21 protein-coding genes, 1 rRNA gene and 1 riboswitch are annotated in these 23,182 nt (G+C 70.7%); of the genes, 6 read left to right on the top strand and 16 right to left on the bottom strand.

The genetic code is table 11. The annotated features are described in order from the left end of the window. The first annotated feature begins 80 nt into the window (after positions 1–80). Positions 81–461, top strand: coding sequence for a hypothetical protein (locus tag B082_RS0127855; RefSeq protein ID WP_018555079.1), 381 nt, complete (start codon positions 81–83; stop codon positions 459–461). 14 nt (positions 462–475) lie between these two features. Here the strand turns inward: B082_RS0127855 and B082_RS0127850 are convergent, their stop codons facing one another. After that, complete coding sequence (locus B082_RS0127850; protein WP_018555078.1) at positions 476–1,483, bottom strand: HEAT repeat domain-containing protein; 1,008 nt, start codon at positions 1,481–1,483, stop codon at positions 476–478. A 6-nt stretch (positions 1,484–1,489) separates the two neighbouring features. Further along, on the bottom strand, positions 1,490–2,182 hold the full coding sequence (locus B082_RS0127845; RefSeq protein WP_018555077.1) for a HEAT repeat domain-containing protein: 693 nt from the start codon (positions 2,180–2,182) through the stop codon (positions 1,490–1,492). Between the two features lie 162 nt (positions 2,183–2,344). Here B082_RS0127845 and B082_RS0127840 point away from each other — a divergent pair, with 162 nt between their 5' ends. Next, positions 2,345–3,163, top strand: a complete 819-nt coding sequence (locus B082_RS0127840) for a PhzF family phenazine biosynthesis protein (protein ID WP_018555076.1) — start codon at positions 2,345–2,347, stop codon at positions 3,161–3,163. A gap of 52 nt (positions 3,164–3,215) precedes the next feature. Here B082_RS0127840 and B082_RS0127835 read toward each other — a convergent pair whose 3' ends face one another. Further along, positions 3,216–3,995, bottom strand: coding sequence for a CPBP family intramembrane glutamic endopeptidase (locus B082_RS0127835; protein ID WP_026250279.1), 780 nt, complete (start codon positions 3,993–3,995; stop codon positions 3,216–3,218). Between the two features lie 184 nt (positions 3,996–4,179). On the opposite strand from B082_RS0127835, the gene B082_RS0127830 reads away from it, so the two are divergent. Next, positions 4,180–5,964, top strand: coding sequence for a substrate-binding and VWA domain-containing protein (locus B082_RS0127830; protein ID WP_086023947.1), 1,785 nt, complete (start codon positions 4,180–4,182; stop codon positions 5,962–5,964). A gap of 72 nt (positions 5,965–6,036) precedes the next feature. Here the strand turns inward: B082_RS0127830 and B082_RS0127825 are convergent, their stop codons facing one another. Then, positions 6,037–7,542 carry a glutamate-cysteine ligase family protein gene (locus B082_RS0127825; RefSeq protein WP_018555073.1) on the bottom strand — a complete coding sequence of 502 codons (1,506 nt, stop codon included), beginning with the start codon at positions 7,540–7,542 and terminating at the stop codon, positions 6,037–6,039. A gap of 482 nt (positions 7,543–8,024) precedes the next feature. Here B082_RS0127825 and B082_RS0127820 point away from each other — a divergent pair, with 482 nt between their 5' ends. Together B082_RS0127820 and B082_RS0127815 are read left to right on the top strand one after the other, a co-directional pair. Further along, positions 8,025–8,621 carry a hypothetical protein gene (locus B082_RS0127820; RefSeq protein WP_018555072.1) on the top strand — a complete coding sequence of 199 codons (597 nt, stop codon included), beginning with the start codon at positions 8,025–8,027 and terminating at the stop codon, positions 8,619–8,621. 321 nt (positions 8,622–8,942) lie between these two features. Further along, entirely contained in the window at positions 8,943–9,149 is a 207-nt protein-coding gene (locus tag B082_RS0127815) for a DUF5999 family protein (protein WP_026250277.1), read from the top strand. Between the two features lie 85 nt (positions 9,150–9,234). Here B082_RS0127815 and gcvP read toward each other — a convergent pair whose 3' ends face one another. Then, positions 9,235–12,120, bottom strand: coding sequence for an aminomethyl-transferring glycine dehydrogenase (gene gcvP, locus B082_RS0127810; protein ID WP_018555070.1), 2,886 nt, complete (start codon positions 12,118–12,120; stop codon positions 9,235–9,237). Positions 12,121–12,310: 190 nt separating this feature from the next. Next, a riboswitch (glycine riboswitch) is annotated at positions 12,311–12,407 on the bottom strand. A 113-nt stretch (positions 12,408–12,520) separates the two neighbouring features. Here gcvP and B082_RS0127805 point away from each other — a divergent pair. Further along, entirely contained in the window at positions 12,521–12,889 is a 369-nt protein-coding gene (locus B082_RS0127805) for a PRC-barrel domain-containing protein (RefSeq protein WP_018555069.1), read from the top strand. Here B082_RS0127805 and B082_RS0127800 read toward each other — a convergent pair. The 11 genes from B082_RS0127800 to rrf all read right to left on the bottom strand — a co-directional run bounded on the left by B082_RS0127800 (position 12,814) and on the right by rrf (position 23,044). After that, positions 12,814–14,274, bottom strand: coding sequence for a DNA polymerase IV (locus tag B082_RS0127800; RefSeq protein WP_018555068.1), 1,461 nt, complete (start codon positions 14,272–14,274; stop codon positions 12,814–12,816). The genes B082_RS0127805 and B082_RS0127800 overlap by 76 nt on opposite strands. Before the next feature lie 92 nt (positions 14,275–14,366). Next, the gene (locus B082_RS0127795; RefSeq protein ID WP_026250276.1) at positions 14,367–14,984 is read right to left on the bottom strand and encodes a MerR family transcriptional regulator; all 618 of its coding nucleotides are present in this window, start codon (positions 14,982–14,984) and stop codon (positions 14,367–14,369) included. Positions 14,985–15,152: 168 nt separating this feature from the next. Further along, positions 15,153–15,629, bottom strand: coding sequence for a bifunctional nuclease family protein (locus B082_RS0127790; protein ID WP_003946924.1), 477 nt, complete (start codon positions 15,627–15,629; stop codon positions 15,153–15,155). A gap of 53 nt (positions 15,630–15,682) precedes the next feature. Next, the gene (locus B082_RS0127785; protein WP_018555065.1) at positions 15,683–16,426 is read right to left on the bottom strand and encodes a MerR family transcriptional regulator; all 744 of its coding nucleotides are present in this window, start codon (positions 16,424–16,426) and stop codon (positions 15,683–15,685) included. Positions 16,427–16,469: 43 nt separating this feature from the next. Then, entirely contained in the window at positions 16,470–17,333 is an 864-nt protein-coding gene (locus tag B082_RS0127780; RefSeq protein ID WP_199783868.1) for an FHA domain-containing protein, read from the bottom strand. 82 nt (positions 17,334–17,415) lie between these two features. Beyond that, a complete protein-coding gene (locus B082_RS0127770) occupies positions 17,416–18,204 on the bottom strand; it encodes a DUF881 domain-containing protein (protein WP_018555063.1) in 789 nt (262 codons plus the stop codon). Between the two features lie 5 nt (positions 18,205–18,209). Next, positions 18,210–18,542, bottom strand: coding sequence for a small basic family protein (locus tag B082_RS0127765; protein WP_003970459.1), 333 nt, complete (start codon positions 18,540–18,542; stop codon positions 18,210–18,212). Continuing rightward, positions 18,539–19,441, bottom strand: a complete 903-nt coding sequence (locus B082_RS0127760) for a DUF881 domain-containing protein (protein WP_018555062.1) — start codon at positions 19,439–19,441, stop codon at positions 18,539–18,541. The genes B082_RS0127765 and B082_RS0127760 overlap by 4 nt, the downstream gene beginning before the upstream one ends. Before the next feature lie 122 nt (positions 19,442–19,563). Further along, the gene (locus tag B082_RS0127755) at positions 19,564–22,059 is read right to left on the bottom strand and encodes a mannose-1-phosphate guanyltransferase (RefSeq protein WP_018555061.1); all 2,496 of its coding nucleotides are present in this window, start codon (positions 22,057–22,059) and stop codon (positions 19,564–19,566) included. A gap of 112 nt (positions 22,060–22,171) precedes the next feature. After that, positions 22,172–22,780, bottom strand: coding sequence for a CDP-alcohol phosphatidyltransferase family protein (locus B082_RS0127750; RefSeq protein WP_018555060.1), 609 nt, complete (start codon positions 22,778–22,780; stop codon positions 22,172–22,174). A 147-nt stretch (positions 22,781–22,927) separates the two neighbouring features. After that, positions 22,928–23,044, bottom strand: a 5S ribosomal RNA gene (gene rrf, locus B082_RS0127745). Positions 23,045–23,182 lie beyond the last annotated feature (138 nt).

The raw sequence follows: 23,182 nt of genomic DNA, 5'->3' as shown, positions 1-23,182 counted from the left end.
CTTCGCCGAGGACTTGGCCTGTGGCTCAGGCCCGTACTCTCGGGTCCGTGCCCCGAAACCCCAAGAAGCCTCGTCGACTGGTGACCGATGGGCGCGCGTACCTGTGGACGCTCCGTCACAGTCACGGTCCGGAGGCCGGGGGCGGATCGTGCCGCCAGACCCTCACGCTGTACCCGCAGCCGGCCGGCACCGGCCGCCCACTGCGCATCGTCTTCGCCGAAGGCCCCGGCCGATACGTCCCGGGCGGGGCTCCCCTGGGTTCTGGAGACGTGGGCCACGTCCGGGGTGTCTCCCTCAACCTGCACGAGCCCGGCGCGGTCCGGGCCCTGCTCGACGCGGCGTCGGCCCGCGGGTGGCGGCCGGAAGGGCGGCGGGTGGTGGAGATCGACGGCTGGTGCCTGCTGGAGGCGGCAGCCGCCGCGCAGGCCGGGGCCACCGGCTCCGCGGGCACGAAGGAGTGAGCGCGGGGAGACGGCTACCCGCCCTCCCCGCCCCGCAGCCCGAGCACGTACCCGGCCGTCAGCGCCACGCCCCGGTCCTCGTCCCGTGCCAGTTCCGCGAGCGCCTGCGACGCCCTCGCGCCGGGGATGTCCGCGAGCGCCTGCGTGAGGCGGCGGCGGGCGGACGGGGCGAGCGTGCCGTCGGCGAGGCGGGCGACGAGGCCGGCGGCGATGCGCTCGGCGGCCTCCGGGGCGGCGGCCAGCACGCCCAGCGCGTCGGCCGCGTCCACGTCCCGGACCTCCTCCGCGACCATCTCGATGAGCACCGGCACCGCGTCGTCCACCCCCCGCGCCCCGAGCGCCGGAGCCGCGTGCCCGCGGACCACGGGGTCCGGGTCGGCCAGGGCCTCCCGGAGCAGCGCGGTCGCCGTGTCGCCCGGGACTTCCGCGATGGCCTGGACCGCCCGCGCACGGACCTCGGCCCCGGGTGCCGCAAGGCCTCCCGCGAGCAGGACGAGCCCGCCGCCGGCCTGGGCCAGGGCCCACCGGAGCGCACCGGCCACGACCGGGTCCCGCTCGCTCAGGACCGCGTCCACCAGGGCCCGCACCGGCACCGGCACCTCGCCCACCGAGGACAGCGCGGCGCGTTGGCGCGTGCCGGGGCTGCTGGACCCCAGCGCCTGGAGGAGGGCGACGGTACGGAGGACCCCCTCCCAGCCCTCCGGCCCGGCGGCGTCGATCCGGCTCAACCGGGTCAGCAGCTCCGTCTCGCTCGCGATGCGTTCCCGCGTCCGGCGTACGAGATCGTCGACCAGCTCCGAGGGGCTGAAGCCGGGATCGTCCAGCGCTCGCCCGACCTCGCGCAGCGTCAGCCCGAGGGACCGCAGGCTCTCGATGTGGAAGATCCGCCGGACGTCCGCCCCGGAGTACTCCCGGTAACCGACGTCGTTGCGCCCCGTGGGGCGTACCAGGCCGAGCGATTCGTAATGCCGGAGCATGCGGGCGCTGACCCCCGACCTGCGTGCCACCTCACCGATCAGCACCGCGTTTCACCCCTCCTGTCCGAAACCGCCCAGGGCCACGATGCGCTTCGCCTCCTCGATCGCGAAATCGAACCCGGCGTCCGGGTCACGGAGCAGCCGCTGCGTGGCGAGGGCGTGCTGCCGCACACCGGGATCGGGATGCGCCGCCGCGGCGATCAGGGCTGGGGTGATCGCCTCGCCCAGCGCGGTCAGCGCACGGCTGAGGCTCAGCTGCGTCTCCCGCCCGCCGCGCCCGAGCTGTTCCGCCAGGGTCTCGGCCAGCCCCGGCTCCTCGCCTCCGGGGACGAGGGCGACCGCCGCCCGCCAGGCGGTCCGTGCCACTTCGTCGTCGGCGTCGGCGAGCAGCGCCCGGGTGATCGCCGGCCACGCCTGCCGGTCCCCGGTGCCTTCCGCGATCAGGTCCCCGGTCTTGGACAGCGTGTGGAGAGCCTGGCTGCGGGCCTGTGCGAGCGGTGAGCGGAGTTCGCCGACGAGCCGGGGAACCGTCAGAGCCGGCGGGTGACGGGTCAGGGCCCACGTCAGCATCTCGCGTACGGAGAAGTCCGGCTCGGTCCCGCACATGTCGATCAGCCGCTCCACGAACCGCGGGTCCGGGTTCGAACCCACCGCCAGCGCCGACCGCAGCCGGACCGACGCGTCGGCGTGCCCCAGCCCCCGCAGCGCACGCGCCGTGGTCGTGTCCTCGTTGTTCATGGTCATCCGGACCACCTCCTCGTCCGCACAGTGAAGTGCTTGCCACTGTGACAAGGTCAAGCCGGGCACGCGGAGGGGGACCGGCCGGGAGAGGCCGGCGCGCCTTCCGGGCCACCGACCCGGAATTGGCCTTGGCCGGCGGCTCCTCCCCGCGCCTACGGTCGGCGCATGAGGATTCGTACCGTCGACGCGTTCACCGACCGCCCCTTCACCGGCAACCCGGCCGGCGTCCTGCTGTTCGGCCCCGAGGGCTTCCCCGAGGACAGCTCGCTGCAACGGGTCGCCGCCGAGCTGAACCTCTCCGAGACCGCGTTCGCCCACCCCCTGCCGCCGGGCGGCGCCGCGGACTGGGCACTGCGGTGGTTCACACCGGTCACCGAGGTCGACATGTGCGGCCACGCCACCCTCGCCACCGCCCATGTCCTGCACACCACCAAAGCCGCGAGCGGCACCGTGCGTTTCGCCGCCCGGTGCGGAACGCTCACCTCCACCGCCCGCCCGGACGGCTCGGTCACGCTCGACTTCCCCACCGCACCGCTGACTCCCGAGGCCGCTCCGGCCGGACTCACCGAGGCCCTCGGCGCCGAGGCGCTTTCCGTGCACGACACCGGCCCGCACATCGGCGACCTGCTGGTGGAGCTGGAGGACGAGGCGACCGTACGGGGCCTCGCCCCCGACTTCGCGGCGCTGGCCGCCCGTTCCCGGCGCGGCGTCATCGCCACGGCGGCCGCTGCGCCGGGCGGAGCGTACGACTACGTGTCGCGCGGTTTCTTCCCCCGGGTGGGCATCGACGAGGACCCGGTGACGGGCAGCGCCCACACCGCGCTGGCCCCGTTCTGGTCGGCCCGGCTCGGCCGCGACGAACTGACCGGGCTCCAGGCCTCCGCCCGCTCCGGGCTCGTCCGCACCTCGCTGCGCGGGCCGCGCACCCTGCTGACGGGCCACGCGGTCACGGTCCTGGACGGCGAGCTGCTCGTCGCCCCCTGACGGCGCCGGGGGGGTACGGACCCCGCACGCCCCCCGCCGGCCGCTCCGCCGTTCACGGCGTGGGCAGCCAGTCCACCTTCCCGGCGAGCAGCGCGTACCCGACGAACGCGCCGATGTCGAGGAGCGCGTGCGCCGCGACCAGCGGTCCCACCCGCTGCCAGCGGCGGTACAGCAGCACGAAGACGATCCCCATGACCATGTTGCCGATGAACCCGCCGATGCCCTGGTAGAGGTGGTAAGAGCCGCGCAGCACCGAACTCGCGGCCAGTGCCGCCATCGGCGTCCACCCCAACTGCCCGAGCCGTCGCAGCAGGTAGCCGACGACGATCACTTCCTCCAGCACCGAGTTCTGGATCGCCGAGAGGATGAGGACGGGGAACTTCCACCAGACGTCGGGCAGCGACTCGGGGACGACGGTGAGGTTGAAACCGGCGGCCCTGGCCACCAGGTAGAACGCCAGCCCGGCGCTGCCGATGCCCGCCGCGACCACCGTGCCGCGCGCCAGGTCCCACCCCGGCCGGGTGCGGTCGAAGCCGATGGCCCGTAGCCCGGCCCCTTCCCGGATCAGCAGATGCGCCACGAGGGCCACGGGCACCAGAGCCGTCGCGATTCCGAAGAGCTGCCAGGCGAGATCCAGCCAAGGGCGTCCCGGAGCGTACGAACTGTTGAGGGTGGCCGCCTGATCCTTCAACCCCCCTGGTTTCGTCAGTGACCCGACAAAACTGATGAGGGCAGAGACTCCGCTCGCACCCAGCGAGAGCGCCAGTACGAGCACCGTCTCGGACCGGAGAATCCGTCGCGAAACGGCCTCCTGGGGAAAAGAATCAGCCACACGCCCCGCCTCCACCTGTACACCTGCTCTCAGTTGTGCATTCGCGTCCCAAGCCCCTCGCCGCCCCGCTAGGGTCTCGAATGCAGGTACGAAGATCATGCGCGACAGGCCGGGGGACGAGCACCATTGCCGATGGTGTGGTCCCCCATTTCCTTGTTCATCCTCAAGGAGGGGCACCACCGACATGGGACGTCACAGCTTGCCCGACGACCACGCCGCGACCGGAGGCGGGGACCGTCCACCGCGCCGCCGTCGCACCGTGATCATCGCCACCATGCTCGTTCTCGCCGTGGCGGGGGGAACGGCGATCGCGGCACAGGGCGGGCTGCTCTCGTTCTCGAAGTCGTGCGAGGACAGCGCCGTACACCTGTCCATGATGGCCTCGCCGGACATCGCCCCCGCCGTGCGCGCCGTCGCCGACCGGGCGCGCAAGGACGAGCTGCGGTCCGACGGCCACTGCCTCGATGTGGAGGTGGAGGCCCGCGACTCGTACAAAGTGGCGGACGAGCTCGCCGGTGGCACCCGCGCCCCCGGCTACCAGATATGGCTTCCCGACTCCGATCTGTGGCTGAGCCGGGCCAAGGGGGACGGGGACGCCGTCGCGATCACCCCGGGCGACTCGATCGCCACCTCCCCCGTCACGATGGCCGTGGTCCCCGGAGCCGCCAAGAGCCTCGGCTGGCCGAAGAAGACGTACTCGTGGGCCGAGTTGACCGGCGCGGCCATGGAGTCCGACAAGGTCCGGCTCGGCTCGGCCGACCCCGCGCGCTCCGCCACCGGGCTGCTGGCTCTCGCCGCCATCGGCGCGTCCGCCGACAAGCAGGGCGGGGACAGCGACACCAGGGTCGCGGCCACCGCGAAGCTGCTCGCCCAGCGGATGTCCGACGGAGACACCCAGGTCGTGGCGACCCTGCCGCAGGACGGCTCCGGCGCCGAGGACGGCAATCCGGCACGCAACCAGGCGGTGCTCCTCTCCGAGCAGGCCGCCTTCGCCCACAACGCCGAGTCCACGGGCGACGGAAAGGTCGACCTCTTCTACCCGAAGGACGGCACCCCGCTGCTCGACTATCCGTTCACACTGGTCAACGAGCAGAAGCAGACCACGGACGAGAGCCGGGCCGCGCTGCGCTTCATGACCCTGCTGTCCGAGGACAGCTCCCTGCGCGTCCTCCGGGAGCACGGCTTCCGCACCACGGACGGCACGGCGGACAAGGCGGTGGTCGCGGCGGCGGGCGGCAGGGCACCCCAGCCCTACGCCGAGCAGCAGCCGCCCGCGCCGTCGGACGAGACGCTCCAGGAGACGCTCGGCATGTGGACGATCACCGTGCAGAGCGCGCGGCTCACCACCGTCGTCGACGCCTCGGGCTCGATGGCCACGATCGTCCCGGGCCGCAACCAGTCCCGCATGGACGTCACCAAGGCGTCCCTGATCCAGGCGCTCAACCAGTTCACGCCGAACGACGAGATCGGCCTCTGGGAGTTCGCCACCACCCTCGACGGCGACAAGGACTACCGCCGTCTGGTGCCGACCGCCCGTCTCGGTGCCACGGAGAAGGGCGGCGGCACCCACCGGGAGAAGCTCGCCGCCGCGTTCGCCGCGCTCCAGCCCGTGCCGGACGGCGCGACCGGCCTGTACGACACGATCCTGGCCTCGTACAAGGAGGCGCAGCGCACGTATGTGAAGGGCAAGTTCAACGCGGTCGTGATCCTCACCGACGGTTCGAACCAGGACGAGCGGTCCATCTCGCGCTCCGCCCTGATCGACGAGCTGAAGGCCATCGCCGACCCGGAGCGGCCGGTTCCGGTGCTGGCCATCGCGGTCGGCCCGGAGGCGGACCGGGAGGAGGTGGATCAGATAGCCCGGGTCACCGGTGGTGGCGGCTACCAGGTGACCGACCCGGCCGAGATCCAGGCGGTGATCCTGCAAGCCGTGATGACGGCCGGCCAGAACGGCCGCTCGGCCGAGTAGCGGCGGGGCCCGGGGCGCTCGCGACGCGCCCCGGACCCGGCCCGGCTCCCCGTCCGGGGTCCGCCCGTCCCGTTACGGCGCCGGGATGCCCACCGGCCAGCTGTGCACGGGGTCGCCGCCCTGCATCAGCTCGGCGTAGCGCCGGGTCATCGAGGCGAGCGCGGCACCCCGGTCGAGTCCGGCCTCGCGCGCCCGGTGGTAGGTGTCCGCCTGCCAGGACGCGCCGTTCGTCCGCCGCTTGCACCGCTCCTCGATGATCCCCAGGTAGTGGTCCCGGTCGGCCGGCTCGATGTTCCAGGCGTCGAGCCCCGCGGCGGCCAGCGGCAGCAGCTCGTCCCGCACCAGCTTCACCACCGGTACGCGGGTGAGGCCCCCGGAGCGGCCCGGCCGCGGCCACAGCAGCTCGGCGTCGATGCCCTGGCGGCAGGCGGTCTCGAAGTTCTCCGCGGCGGCGGCGAACGGCATCCTGGTCCACACCGGACGGGACTCCTCGGCGAGGGCCCGGACCAGCCCGTAGTAGAGCGCGGTGTTGGCCATGACGTCGGCGACGGTCGGCCCCGCGGGCAGCACCCGGTTCTCCACCCGGAGGTGGGGGACGCCGTCCGCCAGCCCGTACACCGGCCGGTTCCAGCGGTAGACCGTGCCGTTGTGGAGGACCAGCTCCGAGAGGCGCGGCACCCCGCCGTCGGCGAGGACGCGCAGCGGCTCCTCCTCGTCGCAGATGGGCAGCAGCGGGGGGAAGTAGCGGAGGTTCTCCTCGAAGAGTTCGCGGACCGAGCCGATCCACTTCTCCCCGAACCAGGTCCGGGGCCGTACCCCCTGATTGCGCAGTTCGGGCGGCCGGGTGTCGGTGGCCTGCTCGAACAGCGGCGGCCGGGACTCCCGCCACACCTCGCGGCCGAACAGGAAGGGCGAGTTGGCGCCCAGGGCCACCTGGACGGCGGCGACCGCCTGGGCCGCGTTCCACACGTCGGAGAAACGCTCCGGAGTCACCTGGAGATGGAGCTGGAGCGAGGTGCAGGCGGCCTCCGGAGTGATCGACCCGGAGGTGCAGACAAGCCGCTCGACGCCCTCGATATCCAGTGAGAAATCCTCGCCGCGGGCCGCGACCATTTGATCGTTCAGCAGGGCGTAACGGTCCACGTCGGAGAGGTTGGACCGGACCATGTCGTCGCGCCCCAGCGTCGGAAGGATTCCGATCATCATGATCCCGGCATCGACTTCACCGGCCTTCCGGTCGGCATATCCGAGCCCGGCCCTCAGCTCTTCGGCCAGCTGATCGAGAACACGCCCCGACAGATGATGGGGGACTATGTTCACCTCCAGATTGAACATCCCCAGTTCCGTCTGGAAATCGTGGCTCGCGATGCGCTCCAGGACCTGTCCATTCAACATCTTCGGCATGGCGTCGGAGCCCGTGAGATTCAGCTCGATCTCCATACCCATGAGGTTGCGCGGCCGGTCGAACCGCCGCTCGGCCAGAAGTCCGGACAGTGCCTCCAGGCACTGGTGCAGCTTCCTCCGGTACTTCTGCCGATCGGACAGATCAAAGGCGCCGGCGACGACCTTCTCCCCCATTGAAGGGTCCCTCCTCGAGTGGACAGCACGCGGCCGGGGCCGCTCGCATCACGATCGATAATGCCCGCAGGACGTGATCCGTAACGCCCCGCGGACGGCGCGCACCCGGTAATCTGAGCGCCGGGGCCTCCGGCACATTCACTCGGCATGAAGCTGAGACCCGTTTCCCCCTACAGAGGGCTCTCAAAGCTCCGATGGGTTTCGGCCGTCCGCGGTGCGGGAAAAACCCGAGGCGGCGGCTGCGCCGCTCGCGCCGAATCAGCACGATCTCCGCATAATAAAGTCCGGATACCGCCTTGCCGGCAATAGCCGTGGCGGCTAGTGGAAACACCGCGTGAACACGTGTCGTATAAACTCCGCGGACGAGGCAGAGAGTTGACGCACCGGCTCAGTCACCGGCCTCCTCTGGCCCCGCACGCCGACAGCGCCGTCTGCACCCGCCCGCGCACCACCGTGTCTCCGAAGTGAGAGGCGACCCAATTATGCCGCTGCATGTTCCCCTGGCCCCCGCGCCCGCGCTGCGAAGCGTTCTCACGGCGCTCGGTTCACCGACCGCAGTCCGCGAGGCCCGTACCCCCGCCCTGCGGTCCGCACAGGGACCTCTGAGCCCCGAACACCCGCTGCCCGTCCACGTGCTGGACCTCCTCCCGGGCGGAGACGCGCCCGCCACCCGGCTCGCCGCCTGGCGCTTCCAGATCCGCAGCACGGAGCGGGCGGTAGCGGCGGCGGACACCATGCTCACGCCCGACGGCTGGGCCTTCTCGCACTTCTTCGAAGGCCCGTACATCGCCTCGACGGAACTCGCCCTGCGCCAGGCCGAGGGGATGAGCCACCCCTACCAGCCGAGGCTGCTGTCCATCCCCGACCTCTACATGCTGGCCCTGTGGCTGCACGACGACCCCGAGGCCGACGCGTCCTGCGGCTCGCCCGGCCCGGCCGATCTGCTGGTGCCGCTGGCCCCCGCCCCGCCGGGCATCGCGGCGCACCGCCCGCACCGGGCCGCCGACCTGCTGCCCGTGATCACCACCCGCGTCACGCCGGGCACGGGCCCCCTCCTGGGCTCCCCGGCCCCCGCCTGAAGCCGGCGGCCCGTCCGCGCGCTGTGCCCCGTTGCCCCCTCCCGGGCGGCGGGGCACAGCGCGCGGTTCGGCCCGCACCGCCCCGGCCCAACCGGACTAGTCCCATCCGGCCACCCCGAACCACCCGAAGGGACAGTGCAGTTGAGTTGAACCGTCCGGCCGGGTGATGCGTCATGGGAGGAGTGCTAGCGCTACGGCGAAATCCCTGCGGATTGACGGCCGTAGGGCAACACTGGGACCGGACCGATCGAAACGGGGGCGGCCATGAAGACCTCGCCACACCGCGGGACACTCAACTCGACGCAGCGAAAGAACCCATCCATGTGCCAGCATCAGCCACCCTGCCCGACAGCCGACTCACCCGACCGGGAGGCCGCCCGCCAGGTGGCACACCACCCGGAACAGGGCTGGAGCCTGCTGTGCAACGGCGTCCTGCTCTTCGAGGACACCGGTGAGCTGCTTCCGGACGGGCAGATCATCGCCCCGCACAGGCCTCTGGCGGCAAGCCGGGTGATGAAGGCGGCCTGAGAGCCGCCCGGAACGGAAGGGGGCCGGCCCGGAGGAGTCTCCGCACCGGCCCCGACGCATGTCCGCGTCACTTCCCGCTCATGCCTCAGTTGTCGTACTCGTCCAGCGGCGGGCACGAGCAGACGAGGTTACGGTCACCGAACGCACCGTCGATCCGGCGCACCGGCGGCCAGTACTTGTCGGCGGCCGAGACCCCGGCCGGGAAGACCGCCACCTCGCGGCTGTAGCCCTGCTCCCACTCCCCGCCCAGCGCCGCCGCGGTGTGCGGAGCGTTGGTCAGCGGGTTGTCCTGCGCGCTCCACTCCCCCGAAGCGACCTTCTCGATCTCGGCACGGATGGCGATCATCGTGTCGCAGAAGCGGTCCAGCTCGGCGAGGTCCTCGCTCTCGGTCGGCTCGATCATCAGCGTCCCGGCGACCGGGAACGACATGGTCGGCGAGTGGAAGCCGTAGTCGATGAGCCGCTTGGCGACGTCGTCGATGCTGACGCCGGTCGCCTTGGAGATCGGCCGCAGGTCCACGATGCACTCGTGGGCGACCAGACCGGCCGGGCCGTTGTAGAGGATCGGGTAGTGGGGTTCGAGGCGCTTGGCGATGTAGTTGGCGGCCAGCACGGCGACCTGCGTCGCCCGCTTCAGCCCCTCGCCGCCCATCAGGCGCACATAGGCCCAGGAGATCGGCAGGATGCCGGCCGAGCCCCAGGGGGCCGCCGAGATCGGTCCGACACCCGTCTTCGGGCCGGCCGCGGGCTGCAGCGGGTGGTTGGGCAGGTACGGCGCCAGGTGCGCGCGCACCCCGACGGGGCCGACGCCGGGGCCGCCGCCGCCGTGCGGGATGCAGAAGGTCTTGTGCAGGTTCAGGTGCGAGACGTCGCCGCCGAACCGGCCGGGCTTGGCGAGGCCGACCAGCGCGTTGAGGTTGGCGCCGTCGACGTAGACCTGGCCGCCCGCGTCGTGCACCTCGGCGCAGATGTCGGCGACGTGCTCCTCGAAGACACCGTGCGTCGAGGGGTAGGTGATCATGAGCACGGCCAGCTCGTCGCGGTGCTGCGCGATCTTGGCACGCAGGTCGTCGATGTCGACCTCGCCGTCGTCGGCGGTCTTCACGACGACGACCTTCATACCGGCCATCACGGCGCTGGCGGCGTTGGTGCCGTGCGCCGAGGACGGGATCAGACACACGGTCCGCTTCTCGTCGCCGTTGGCACGGTGGTACGCGCGGACGGCCAGCAGCCCCGCGAACTCGCCCTGCGAGCCGGCGTTCGGCTGGATCGAGACCGCGTCGTAGCCGGTGACCTCCGCCAGCCGCTCCTCCAGCTCACGGATGAGCGTCAGGAAGCCCTGAGCCTGCTCGGCCGGCGCGAACGGGTGCAGCGCGCCGAACTCCGGCCAGGTGATCGACTCCATCTCGGCCGTCGCGTTCAGCTTCATGGTGCAGGAGCCGAGCGGGATCATCCCGCGGTCGAGCGCGTAGTCACGGTCGGCGAGCTTGCGCAGGTACCGCAGCATCGCGGTCTCGGACCGGTGCTGGTGGAAGACCGGGTGGGTCAGGATCTCGTCGGTGCGCAGCAGCGCCCCGGGCAGCGCGTCCTCGGTCGCGGCGTCCAGCGCCTCGACGTCCCCGTCGGCATCGAAGGCCGCCCAGACCGCGGCGACCTGGGTACGGGTCGTGGTCTCGTCGCAGGCGAGCGAGACGGTGTCGGCATCGACGAGGCGCAGGTTCACGCCGCGCTCACGGGCGTCGGAGACGACGCCGGCCGCCTTGCCGGGCACACGGACGGTGAGCGTGTCGAAGTACGCCCCGGTGACCACGTCCACCCCGGACGTGCGCAGGCCCTCGGCGAGGATCGCGGCGTAGCGGTGGGTGCGCCGGGCGATCGTCCGCAGCCCCTCGGGGCCGTGGTAGACGGCGTACATGCCGGCCATCACGGCGAGCAGCACCTGCGCGGTGCAGATGTTACTGGTGGCCTTCTCGCGGCGGATGTGCTGCTCGCGGGTCTGGAGGGCCAGTCGGTACGCCTTGTTGCCGTCGGCGTCCACGGAGACGCCGACGAGGCGCCCCGGGAGGCTGCGCGCGAACTTGTCGCGGACCGCCATGAAGCCGGCGTGCGGCCCGCCGAAGCCCATCGGCACGCCGAAGCGCTGCGTGGTGCCGACGGCGATGTCCGCGCCCAGGTCGCCGGGCGAGGTGAGCAGGGTGAGGGCCAGCAGGTCGGCGGCCACGGTGACGATCGCGCCGAGCTCGTGCGCCTGGTCGATCACGGGCTTGATGTCCCGGACCGCCCCGGAGGCGCCGGGGTACTGGAGCAGCACGCCGAAGACACCGCGCTCGGCGATCTCGGCCGGGATGCCGTCGGCGAGGTCGGCGACGACGACCTCGACACCGGTGGGCTCGGCCCGGGTCTCGATGACGGCGACGGTCTGCGGCAGGGTGTCGGCGTCGACCAGGAAGACGCCGTTCTTGACCTTGCCGACGCGCCGGGCCAGCGCCATGGCCTCGGCGGCGGCCGTTCCCTCGTCGAGCAGGGAGGCGCCGGAGGTGGGCAGCCCGGTGAGCTCGGCGACCATCGTCTGGAAGTTCAGGAGGGCTTCGAGGCGGCCCTGGGAGATCTCGGGCTGGTACGGCGTGTAGGCCGTGTACCAGGCGGGGTTCTCCATGACGTTGCGCAGGATCACCGGCGGGGTGAAGGTGCCGTAGTAGCCGAGCCCGATCATCGGGGCGAGGACCTCGTTGCGGTCGGCGAGCCCGCGCAGCTCGGCCAGCACCTCGGCCTCGGTACGGGCGTCCGGCAGCCGCAGCGCCTCGGCGCTCTTGATCACGTCGGGCACGGCGGCCGCGGTCAGCTCGTCGAGCGAGCCGTAACCGACCTGGGCGAGCATCTTCGCCTGCGCCTCGGCGTCGGGGCCGATATGGCGCTGCTCGAACGGAATGCCCTGCTCCAGCTGGGCGAGCGGGATGCGACGGGGGGTCATGGTGGAGGCCTCCTGGTCTGTCACGACCTGCGAGGGGCACCACGGCGCGGGGTGCCCGAACGGCCTCCCCCTCTGTCATCTCAACCTGAGAGCTTCACCGGCACCATGGGCGCCGGCTTTCACCGTCGGTGAGGGAGAGGCCCCACCCGGCCCTCGGCCGCGCGCAACCCGCCCTGCTTTCCAGAGTGACCTCGTCCGTGCGGTACGGGGGCCTGAGAGATTCCGGGGAGGATTTGCTCCTTCGGCGCCTCCGGATCGACTCCGGAGGACTCTCCCGCACGGGGTCAGCAGCCATAACCACCCTACCAGCGGGGTACACGACGAGAATTCTCAAGTGGCCAACACCACGGAACTGCATTTCTGTAGTCCCTGTGGACAGCCGCAACCAGTGGGAGGGCCTGTGCAGACCGACATCGACCCGCGCAGTCTGATCGGCCGCAAGGCCTTCGACCGCAACGGCACCAAGATCGGGACCGTGGACGAGGTGTACCTCGACGACGCGACCGGAGTGCCCGAGTGGGCAGCCGTACGCACCGGTCTGTTCAGCCGGGACGCGTTCGTCCCGCTGGAACCCAGCGAATGCGTCGGGGACACCCTGCGAGTCCCCTTCGAGCGTTCGCTGATCAAGGACGCACCCGACTTCGGGGTGGGCCGGCACCTCTCCCCCGAACAGGAACTCCAGCTCTACCGGCACTACGGCCTGGACTCCGCCCCGGGCACCCCGCCCCCGGACCGCGACTTCGGCAGGCTGGCCGGCCAGGAGGAGTAGTCCGGCGGCTCCCGCACGAGCGGCAGCGGCTCGGCCGGCCGCAGCGCGGGATCGTCGATCCGGAACGTACGCACCCGGCCGGGCACCGATCCCGGTTCCTCGAACCGCACGGTCACCCGGCCGACCCCGCTCCCCTGCACCCAGCCGTGTCCATGGGTGTCGTGCCGTACGTCGTGTCCGGCCGGCCAGCGCCGCGCGGCGAGCTGCTCGGCGCTCTCCGGCCCCGGCTCGGCATCCGCCCGCCCCTGGCCCTCCTCTGCGGCCTGCGCCCCCTCCTCCGCCCCGTCCGCGAGGCCGGCCTCGGCCCGCTCGCCCGCGGCCTGGGCGAACAGGTCCTCCTGGGTGAAGTCGGCGAGTCCGGTGACGCCGACGCCGAGCAGCCGCACGCCCCCTGTGGTGTCCACGGCCTCCAGGAGCCGCGCGGCGGCCTCCCGCACCACGGCGGGGTCGTCGGTGGGCCCGCGCAGCGTCTCCGAGCGGGTCAGGGTGGAGAAGTCGTACCTGCGCACCTTCAGCACCACCGTGCGCCCCGACCGCTCGGCGGCCCTCAGCCGCTGGACGCACCGGCCGGCCAGCCGCTCGACCTCGGTGCGCACCCGGACCCGGTCGTGCAGATCGATGTCGAAGGTGTCCTCGACCGACACCGATTTCGCGTCGCGCTCGGACACCACCGGCCGGTCGTCGTAACCGAACGCCATCCGGTGCAGGGAGCCGCCGTGCGCCTTGCCCAGCAGCCGTACGAGCTCCGCCTCGCCCGCCTCGGCCAGATCGTTCACCGTGGTCATGCCGGCGCGGCGCAGATGGTCCGCGGTGGCGGGCCCGACGCCCGGCAGCGTACGCACCGGCATGGGCGCGAGCAGTTCCCGCTCGGTGCCCGGCTCGATCACCCGTATCCCGTCGGGCTTCGCCTCCTCGGAGGCGATCTTGGCGAGCATCTTGGAGCCTGCGAGCCCCACGGAACCGCTCAGTCCGGTGACGGCCTCGATCGCCTCGCGCAGCTGCCGCCCGATCTCCAGGGCCGAGGCGGTGTCGTCGGCGGTACCGCCCGCTTCCAGGTCCACGAAGGCCTCGTCCAGGCTGAGCGGCTCCACCAGGGGTGAGAGCCGGCCCAGCAGCTCCATGACCTGGTCGCTCACGGACCGGTACAGCGCGAAGCGCGGCACCAGATAGGCGGCGTTCGGCGCGAGCCGTCTGGCCTGCGCCATCGGCATGGCCGAGTGCACCCCGAACCGCCGTGCCTCGTACGAGGCGGTCGCGACGACCCCGCGGGGGCCGAGCCCGCCCACCACAACCGGTTTACCGCGCAGGCTCGGCTTCGCCGCCTGCTCCGCCGAGGCGTAGAAGGCATCCATGTCCAGGTGCAGGATGGTCGGCGCGGCTCTCACACCAGCCGATGCTGCCCTACGGCACTGACAATCGCCGCGCCACCACGGCCCGCCGGCCCGCGATTACCTCGCCGGGCCGGGCGCTCGGCGCCTCAGACGGCCCGGTTCCGGCGCCGCGCGAGCTCGTCGGTGGGGTTGTGCCCGATGAGGGTCTCCCCGGTGTCCACACGCTCCCCGTGCAGCTGCGACAGCGCGGCGTCCACGTCCCGCCACACCACCCCGACGGCGATCCCGAACACGCCCTGGCCCCCCTGGAGCAGGTCCACGACCTCGGCGGGCGAGGAGCACTCGTAGACCGTCGCCCCGTCGCTCATCAGCGTCATGCGCTCCAGATCCTGGAATCCGCGGGCCCGCAGGTGCTGGACCGTGGTGCGGATGTTCTGGAGGGCCACACCGGTGTCCAGGAAGCGCTTCACGATCTTCAGCAGGACGACGTCCCGGAAGCTGTAGAGCCGCTGTGTGCCCGATCCGTACGCCGGGCGGACGCTCGGCTCGACCAGGCCGGTACGGGCCCAGTAGTCGAGCTGCCGATAAGTGATCCCCGCCGCCGCGCACGCCGTCGGCCCGCGATAGCCGATGTCGTCGGCCGATGCCACGCCGCCCCCTGCCACCGCAGCCGGCACTGCCGACTGCCTCACGGTGCGGTCGGCTGTACTCCCCTGCTGCGGATACGGCGCACCCGCCGCCGTACCGTCGCCGCTGCTTCTCACGCCGACCTCCCTCCTTGACCTGCCCACTCGAAGGTAGGCAGTCACCCGGGGTGCGTCAACGATCGCCACACTCGGCACGCCGAGTGATAATCACCCTGAGGGTGGTTTCGCGTGACCCTCGGCGGGGAAAGGCTCTCCGGATGTACCGGCGGGCGGCCTCAGGGGACGTCACTGACTGTTGTTCGTGCCGAAGTCCTCCGGAGAGATCTGGTCGAGGAACTCGCGGAACTTCTCCACCTCGTCCTCCTGCTCGTCGGGGATCGCGATCCCCGCGTCGTCGAGCACCCCGTCACTGCCGTAGATCGGCGTGCCGGTGCGCAGGGCGAGCGCTATGGCGTCCGAGGGACGCGCGCTCACCTCGACGCCGCTGGCGAAGACCAGCTCCGCGTAGAAAACCCCTTCACGCAGGTCCGTGATGCGGACCTCGGTGAGCTCCTGGCCCACGGCCTCGAGCACATCCTTGAAGAGATCATGGGTCAGCGGCCTGGCCGGAGCCATGCCCTGCTGAGCGAAGGCGATCGCGGTCGCCTCACCAGGACCGATCCAAATGGGGAGGTACCGGTCGCCTCCCACTTCACGCAGGAGCACGATCGGTTGGTTGGAGGGCATTTCCACCCGGACACCCACAACGTCGAGCTCGTTCACACAGCAACCCTAGGACGTGCTCGGCAGGTTTGGGTAGTCGGGCTCGGCCGGCATCAATTGAGCCGCACCTGCAGAGCGCTCTGGACGAGCGCGGAATGCAGCCGTACGGAGAGCTCCGCCAGCTCCTTGGTGGTGGCCTCGGCATGCGCTCTGGTCTGCGGATTCCGGTGCCGGCGCAGCGGCGCGACGACCTGCTCGATAAGTCCCGCCTCCCGGTCGGCGGCCGCCCGCATGGGCCTCAGGTGACGAGGTTCCAGACCGAATCGCCCCAGATCCGCCACAAGCCTGGCGACGGTCACCATCTCGGCGTCGTAGCCGCCCTCCGGCGTCGGTGCGACAAGGCCGTAGGACTCCCAGGCGTCGAGGTCGCTCTCGGTGACCTCGGCGGCGACGAGCAGCTCGGCGCGGCCGATGCGAGCGGCCGTGGCCCGCCCCCGGACACTGGTCCAGTCGCCGTCCGCCGCGTCCTGCCGCTCCCCGTCGGGGGACGGCAGGACCACCCGTTCGCCCCGGGCGAGGGCGTCCAGATGCTCGCGGATGACCTTGAGCGGGAGGTAGTGGTCCCGCTGCATCCGCAGCACCTGGGCGAGCCGCTCGACATCGGCGGGGCTGAACTTCCGATAGCCCGAAGGGGTCCGCTGCGGCTCGACGAGCCCCTCGGCCTCCAGGAAGCGGATCTTGGAGATGGTGACCTCGGGAAACTCCTCCCGCAGGTGCAGGAGCACCGTGCCGATGCTCATCGGCCGGTCGTCGGCGGCGGTGCCGTTGCCGGCACCGCCACTCGGTGTTCTCAGCATGGACCTTCCTGAGGGGTCCCCCCGGACGCGGTCCGGGGGCGGGTCAGATGCCGCGCTGGCTCGCGTAGAAGACCAGCCGGTACTTACCGATCTGCACCTCGTCGCCGTTGGACAGGGCGACGGAGTCGATCCGCTCGCGGTTGACGTAGGTGCCGTTGAGGCTGCCGACATCCCCGACCGTGAAGCTGCCGTCGGCATTGCGGCGGAACTCCACATGCCGGCGCGAGACCGTCACGTCGTCGAGGAAGATGTCGCTCTGCGGGTGACGCCCGGCCGTCGTCAGGTCACCGTCCAGCAGGAAGCGGCTGCCGGAATTCGGGCCGCGCCGCACCACCAGGAGTGCCGAACCGAGCGGCAGGGCGTCTACGGCCGCCTGTGCCTCGGGCGAGAGCGACGGTACGGCCGTCTGGCCGGTCGCCTCCGCCTCGTAGGCCTCCAGCCCCGAGATGGAGATGGTCGACGTCGTCTCCGAGGCACGCTCGGGGACCCCGCCCCTCAGCGGCGCACCGCAGTTGGAGCAGAAACGGCTGGCCTCGGCATTGCGGTGCCCGCACCTCGTACAGACCGGCATGGACGAAGCCTCCTGGCTCGGGGCTCCGAAACCTATGCGGCCGGGACCGGCAGGGTCAACGGACGACGCGCCGGAACCGCCCGGGTGGTCACCCCCCTGGCCCGCCACCTGGTCGCGGAAGAGCGGGCGCTCAGCACCCTGCTCGTCGGGCTGACCATGGCGCGGCGCGCGATGCCGTGCGGCCTCGTCGCGTGCGCTCTTGCCGAACAACTTCCCAAACAACTTCACGGGCGATTCCCCTTGACCGAAACAGACCCGCCCGTGGGGCAGGACGAACCCTGAATGAACACACCTGCCGACCCGGACATCTTCACAACGTCCGTATCCACTCGACAGTTTCCACCACGCGCCACGATTACGATGCGGCGACCCCCCGCAACCTTCCGCTCGTGTCCCCCGGCGCCGGGACTCCCGGGGCTCACTGGCCCGACGACCGAGCGTAGTCAGGCCGCTCCGCCGGTCGCAAGGCGTCCACGACAATGTCGTCGGTGCGCGCCACATGCACGGTGGCCTGCTCCTTCTCCAGCGTCTGCACCACACCTCCGGGGATGTTGAGCGCCGGTTCCAGATCCTGCGGCTTGCCGATGACCTTGAACACGTACGGGGCGGAGATCTTACGGCCGTCGACCTTGACGGCACCTCCGTCGCCGGAGAAGTACGTATTGGCCACGACGCGTACGCCGTTGACCTCGACCGCCTCCGCGCCGGCCGCCCTCAGCTCCTGAAGGGCGTCGAGGAGCATGTCCGGCCGCACGGCTCCACCGGGGTCGTTGACCGTCACGGTGATACCCGGGCCGTGCGCCGCCACGGTGCCCGCGAGCACGCCGAGTTGCCGCTCCTTCTCGACCGTCTGCTTCCGGGCCTCCTCGGCCTGGTCCGAGCTGTTCTCCAGCTCGGTGCGCTGGTCGTCCAGGCGCTGCTTCTCGTCCTCCAGCCGCTGGGTGCGCTCGTCCACCTCGTCCAGGATGCGTACCAGGTCCTCCTGGCGGGCACCACGCAGGGCGCTGTTGTCGCTGTTGGACCGCACCTGGATGGCGAGCCCGAGGCCGAGGACGAACAGCAGCAGGGCGACGACGAGTTGGGCGCGGGTGACCCGGGGCGGCCAGATACCGGCCGCCAGCCGCTGGCGTCCGGTGAGCTCCTGGGAGGAGTTCGCCCGCTGCTCGCCGGGCTGCTCGCCGCCGTCGTTGAGGGCGTCGTTGCTCATCGGCATCAGGCCCGGAAGACGTGCCGGCGGATGGCCGCGGCGTTGGAGAAGATCCGGATGCCGAGCACGACCACCACACCTGTGGAGAGCTGGGCTCCGACGCCCAGTTTGTCGCCCAGGAAGACGATGAGGGCCGCCACGACGACATTCGAGAGGAACGAGACCACGAAGACCTTGTCGACGAAGATGCCGTCGAGCATGGCCCGCAGACCACCGAAGACCGCGTCGAGTGCGGCGACGACGGCGATCGGGAGATAGGGCTCGACGACCGCCGGCACTTCGGGCCGGACCAACAGTCCGACCACGACTCCCACGACGAGGCCCAGTACGGCGATCACGATGTGCCCTTCCCTGTGTCTGCGGCCTTGTATGGCTCTGCTGTCCGTACGATCAGGCTCGGGGCGGCCGGAAGGTCCACCTTCTCCTGGACGGAGATGCTGGTCCTGATGTCGAAGGTGTCCTTCAGCGACTGCAGGTACTGCCCGTCGGCGCTGTCCCGGAAGGCCGCGCCCAGCTTCTTGCCGTCCCCCACCGCGAGCACCGTGTACGGGGGCACGAGCGGTCTGTTGTCGACCAGTATGGCGTCGCCCGCGGCCCGGATCGCCGACAGGGCCGTCAGCCGCTGTCCGTTGATGGCGATGGCCTCGGCACCCGACTGCCACAGCCCGTTGACGACCCGCTGCATGTCCCGGTCCCTGACCCGCCCCGTGTCGGAGAAGCTACTGGTCTCACGCGCGCCGCCACCACCCTGCGCGGTGTCCTCGGCGTCGTCGACGACGACCTTGACCCCCGGGCCGCGCACGGGCGTTGCCCCGGAGAGCAGTGCCACCAGCTCGCCCTGGTCGCCCCCGTGCTCCTGCAGGGCCTTGCGCTGGCGCTCGCTCACGTCGTCGCGGACTTCCTCCACCTGCGAGGCGAGGGTGTCGGCCGCCGCGGTCTCCGCGTCGATCCGGTCGATGAGTTCTTGGCGCTCCTTGGCCAGCACCGGGGCCGCGACCCGCGCCTGAGCGGCGCCGAGCGTGACGACCAGGGCGGCCAGGACGAGACAGGCGGCGAACCCGAGCTTCGCCTTGAGCGTACGGGGCATGCCCGCCTGCCCGTCGGCCGCGCGTCTGGCCGACGCTTCGGCGTAGCCGTCGTCGAGGCTGTGCTCCATCACGTTGGTCAGCAGCAGCATGGACGCGTCGGGGCGCTTGGGCGACGGGGCCGTGCTCCGACCGGGGGGCTGCTGCGACATGCCGCACATCGTCGCATGTCGCGGTGGCATACGCCGAATGGCCCCACCGATGGCCCGTCCGGCGCGGGAGCGGGCAGCCGGTGCCGGCCGGCTGCCCGCTCACCCGTCCCGGGGGCCGGACCTCAGTCGCCCGCGCTGTCGACGACCGCCGCCCACTCGTCGAGCAGCGCCTGCGCCGACTCGTCGTCGGGGCCTTCCGCCCAGAGGTGGGTGACCGCTTCCGCCCTGTCCGGCAGGACCATCACCCAGCGCCCGTCCGCCTCCACGACCCGTACGCCGTCCGTCGTATCGACGTCACGGTCCCCGGCGGCCTCCACGACCCGCCGCATCACCAGGCCCTTCACGGCCCACGGCGTCGCGAGGTCGCGGCGCAGGACGTGGGCGTGCGGGATGCGGGCGTCGATCTGGCTGAGCGTGAGCTGGGTGCGGGCCACGAGCCCGATGAGCCGCACGAATGCGGCCGTCCCGTCGAAGACGCTGCTGAATTCGGGAACGATGAAGCCGCCGCGGCCGTCTCCACCGAAGATGGTGCCTTCCTCACGCCCCACCCGGGTCAGGTCGTCGGGCGATGTCGTCGTCCACTCGACCTGGGTTCCGTGGTACGCGGCGACCTGCTCGGCGACCCTGGTGGTGGTCACCGGCAGCGCCACCCGTCCGCTGCGCCGCTCGGCGGCGACGAGGTCCAGCATGACCAGCAGGGCCCGGTCGTCCTCCACGATCCGGCCCCGCTCGTCGACCAGCGAGAGCCGTTCGCCCACGGGGTCGAACCGGACGCCGAAGGCCGCCCGCGCCGAGGAGACGATCTCCCCCAGGCGTACGAGCCCGTTGCGCCGGGTCTCGGCCGACTCGGTGGGGCGTGATTCGTCCAGGCCGGGGTTGATGGTGAGCGCGTCCACGCCCAGCCGTCCCAGGAGGCTCGGCAGCACGAGTCCGGCGCTGCCGTTGGAGGCGTCGACAACGACCTTGAGCTGGGCGTCCGCGACCCCCGTCGTGTCCACGTTCCGCAGGAGGGCACCGGTGTACGAGTCGAAGACGCTGGACGGGAAGTAGATGTCCCCGATCTCGCCCGGGAAGGCGCGCCGGTACTCCTGCCTGGCATAGACCCGGTCCAGCTTCCGCTGCCGTGCCTGCGAGAGGTCCGCGCCGCGTTCGTCGAAGAACATGATGTCGACGGAGTCGGGCACGCCCTGGGAGGTACGGATCATGATCCCGCCTGCGCTTCCGCGCGCGGTCTGCTGGCGCGCGACGGGCAGCGGTACGTTCTCCAGGTCGCGGACATCGATGGCACTGGCCTGGAGGGCGGAGATCACGGCCCGTTTGAGGGCCCTGGCGCCCCGGGAGTGGTCCCGGGCGGTGGTGACGGTGGAGCCCTTCTTGAGGGTCGTCGCGTAGGCACCGGCCAGCCTGACGGCCAGCTCCGGGGTGATCTCCACGTTCAGGATTCCGGAGACGCCGCGCGCCCCGAAGAGATGCGCCTGTCCGCGGGACTCCCAGATCACCGAGGTATTGACGAAGGCGCCGGCCTCGATGGTCTTGAAGGGGTAGACACGCACGTTCCCCTGAATGATCGATTCCTCACCGACGAGGCACTCGTCGCCGATGACGGCTCCGTCCTCGATCCGGGAAGCTCGCATGATGTCGGTGTTCTTGCCGACCACACAGCCGCGCAGGTTGCTGTGGTCTCCGATGTACACGTTGTCGTGGACGACGGCCTTGTGCAGGAAGGCACCGCTCTTCACGACGACGTTCGACCCGATGACCGTGTGCTCACGGATCTCGACGCCGGCCTCGACCTTGGCGTAGTCGCCGATGTACAGCGGGCCCCGCAGCACCGCGTCGGGGTGCACGTCCGCGCCTTCGGCCACCCAGACCCCGGGCGAGATCTCGAATCCGTCGATCTCGACGTCGACCTTGCGCTCGAGCACGTCGGCCTGGGCCTTCACGTAGCTCTCGTGCGTGCCGACGTCCTCCCAGTAGCCCTCGGCGACGTAGCCGTAGATGGGCTTGCCTTCCTTCATCAGCTGCGGGAAGACGTCTCCGGACCAGTCCACGGAGACATCGGCCTCGACGTAGTTGAAGACCTCGGGCTCCATGACGTAGATGCCCGTGTTGACGGTGTCGGAGAAGACCTGGCCCCAGGTGGGTTTCTCCAGGAACCGTTCGACCTGTCCCTCCTCGTCCACGATCGTGATCCCGAATTCCAGAGGATTGGGAACACGCGTGAGGCAGACGGTGACCAGGCCGCCCTTTTCCTTGTGAAAGGCGATGAGGTCGGTGAGGTCGAAGTCGGTGAGCGCATCGCCGGAAATGACGAGGAAGGTGTCGTCCTTCAGCGCCTCTTCGGCATTCTTCACGCTGCCCGCGGTGCCGAGCGGCTTCTCCTCGTTGGCGTAGCTGAGCTCCATGCCGAGCTCTTCGCCGTCTCCGAAATAGTTCTTCACCAGAGAGGCGAGGAACTGGACGGTCACGACCGTCTCATTGAGCCCGTGCCGTTTGAGCAGTCGGAGCACATGCTCCATGATCGGCCGATTGGCCACGGGAAGGAGCGGCTTGGGCATGCTCGAGGTCATGGGGCGAAGGCGAGTGCCTTCGCCGCCAGCCATCACGACGGCCTTCATGTCGGAAACGTCCTCCTTGAGAGACGACGGTCGAGCCGACCTCGCCCGTCAGGGCAGCATCTGTGACATCAGCCGCGGGCCGGCGACGTTGCGCGGCACACACGAAGCGAGCTCAATCGGCTACTGCATCCGCCTTGACGAGTCGGCGGACCTGAACCACGTAGAGGATTCCTGCCCACCAATAGAGCGTTGTACCCCATCCTGCGAACGCCCATCCGAAAACGGTGGCCACCTCTGCCAGCCAACCACTTCCATCGCTGAGCAGCAACAAGGGGAATGCGTACATGAGGTTGAACGTGGCGGCCTTGCCCAGGAAGTTCACCTGCGGCGGCGGATAACCGTGACGGCGCAGGATTCCCACCATCACGAGAAGCATCAGCTCGCGGGCGAGCAGTGCGGCGGTGAGCCAGAGGGGCAGGATCTCGCGCCAGGTCAGCCCGACGAGAGTAGAAAGGATGTAGAGACGGTCGGCGGCCGGGTCGAGCAGCCGGCCGAGGCTGCTGATCTGGTTCCACCGGCGCGCGAGCTTGCCGTCGAGGTAGTCGCTGACGCCGCTGAACATCAGGACCAGCAATGCCCAGCCGTCACTCTGGGGCCCGCCGAACTCGGGGCGGAGAATCAGCCACAGGAAGACAGGTACGCCGACGAGGCGCGCCATGCTGAGGATGTTGGGGATGGTGAGTACCCGGTCCGTCTGCACGCGGGTCTCCTGGACCTCCACCCGGGGGCCTCCTGTGTCAAGAACGTGCCAATGATGCTCCCTGACCCTACCCTCAGCCCCGTCAGGCGGGTGCACAGGGGTGCCGAGGAGGTCCGTAAACGCAGAAGAGCCCCGTGCCACAAGGGCACGGGGCTCTTCCTAAAAGGAGTTCGGCGGCGTCCTACTCTCCCACAGGGTCCCCCCTGCAGTACCATCGGCGCTGAAAGGCTTAGCTTCCGGGTTCGGAATGTAACCGGGCGTTTCCCTAACGCAATGACCACCGAAACACTATGAAATAAACAACACCGGACAACAACACGGCAGTTCGTTATTTCAGAACCAACACAGTGGACGCGAGCAACTGAGGACAAGCCCTCGGCCTATTAGTACCAGTCAGCTCCACCCGTTACCGGGCTTCCACAT

This window comes from Streptomyces sp. ATexAB-D23 (genome assembly GCF_000373645.1).
Classification (GTDB): Bacteria; Actinomycetota; Actinomycetes; order Streptomycetales; family Streptomycetaceae; genus Streptomyces; species Streptomyces castrisilvae.
This window is presented reverse-complemented; position numbering and strand designations above follow the sequence as displayed.

What these genes read in the sequence shown, in the direction of transcription:
- B082_RS0127845 (WP_018555077.1), bottom strand. Translation starts at nt 2,182, where the DNA reads ATGACCATGAACAACGAGGACACGACCACGGCGCGTGCGCTGCGGGGG.
- B082_RS0127840 (WP_018555076.1), top strand. Translation starts at nt 2,345, where the DNA reads ATGAGGATTCGTACCGTCGACGCGTTCACCGACCGCCCCTTCACCGGC.
- B082_RS0127830 (WP_086023947.1), top strand. Translation starts at nt 4,180, where the DNA reads ATGGGACGTCACAGCTTGCCCGACGACCACGCCGCGACCGGAGGCGGG.
- B082_RS0127825 (WP_018555073.1), bottom strand. Translation starts at nt 7,542, where the DNA reads ATGGGGGAGAAGGTCGTCGCCGGCGCCTTTGATCTGTCCGATCGGCAG.
- B082_RS0127820 (WP_018555072.1), top strand. Translation starts at nt 8,025, where the DNA reads ATGCCGCTGCATGTTCCCCTGGCCCCCGCGCCCGCGCTGCGAAGCGTT.
- B082_RS0127815 (WP_026250277.1), top strand. Translation starts at nt 8,943, where the DNA reads ATGTGCCAGCATCAGCCACCCTGCCCGACAGCCGACTCACCCGACCGG.
- gcvP (WP_018555070.1), bottom strand. Translation starts at nt 12,120, where the DNA reads ATGACCCCCCGTCGCATCCCGCTCGCCCAGCTGGAGCAGGGCATTCCG.
- B082_RS0127785 (WP_018555065.1), bottom strand. Translation starts at nt 16,426, where the DNA reads ATGCTGAGAACACCGAGTGGCGGTGCCGGCAACGGCACCGCCGCCGAC.
- B082_RS0127770 (WP_018555063.1), bottom strand. Translation starts at nt 18,204, where the DNA reads ATGAGCAACGACGCCCTCAACGACGGCGGCGAGCAGCCCGGCGAGCAG.
- B082_RS0127760 (WP_018555062.1), bottom strand. Translation starts at nt 19,441, where the DNA reads ATGTCGCAGCAGCCCCCCGGTCGGAGCACGGCCCCGTCGCCCAAGCGC.
- B082_RS0127755 (WP_018555061.1), bottom strand. Translation starts at nt 22,059, where the DNA reads ATGAAGGCCGTCGTGATGGCTGGCGGCGAAGGCACTCGCCTTCGCCCC.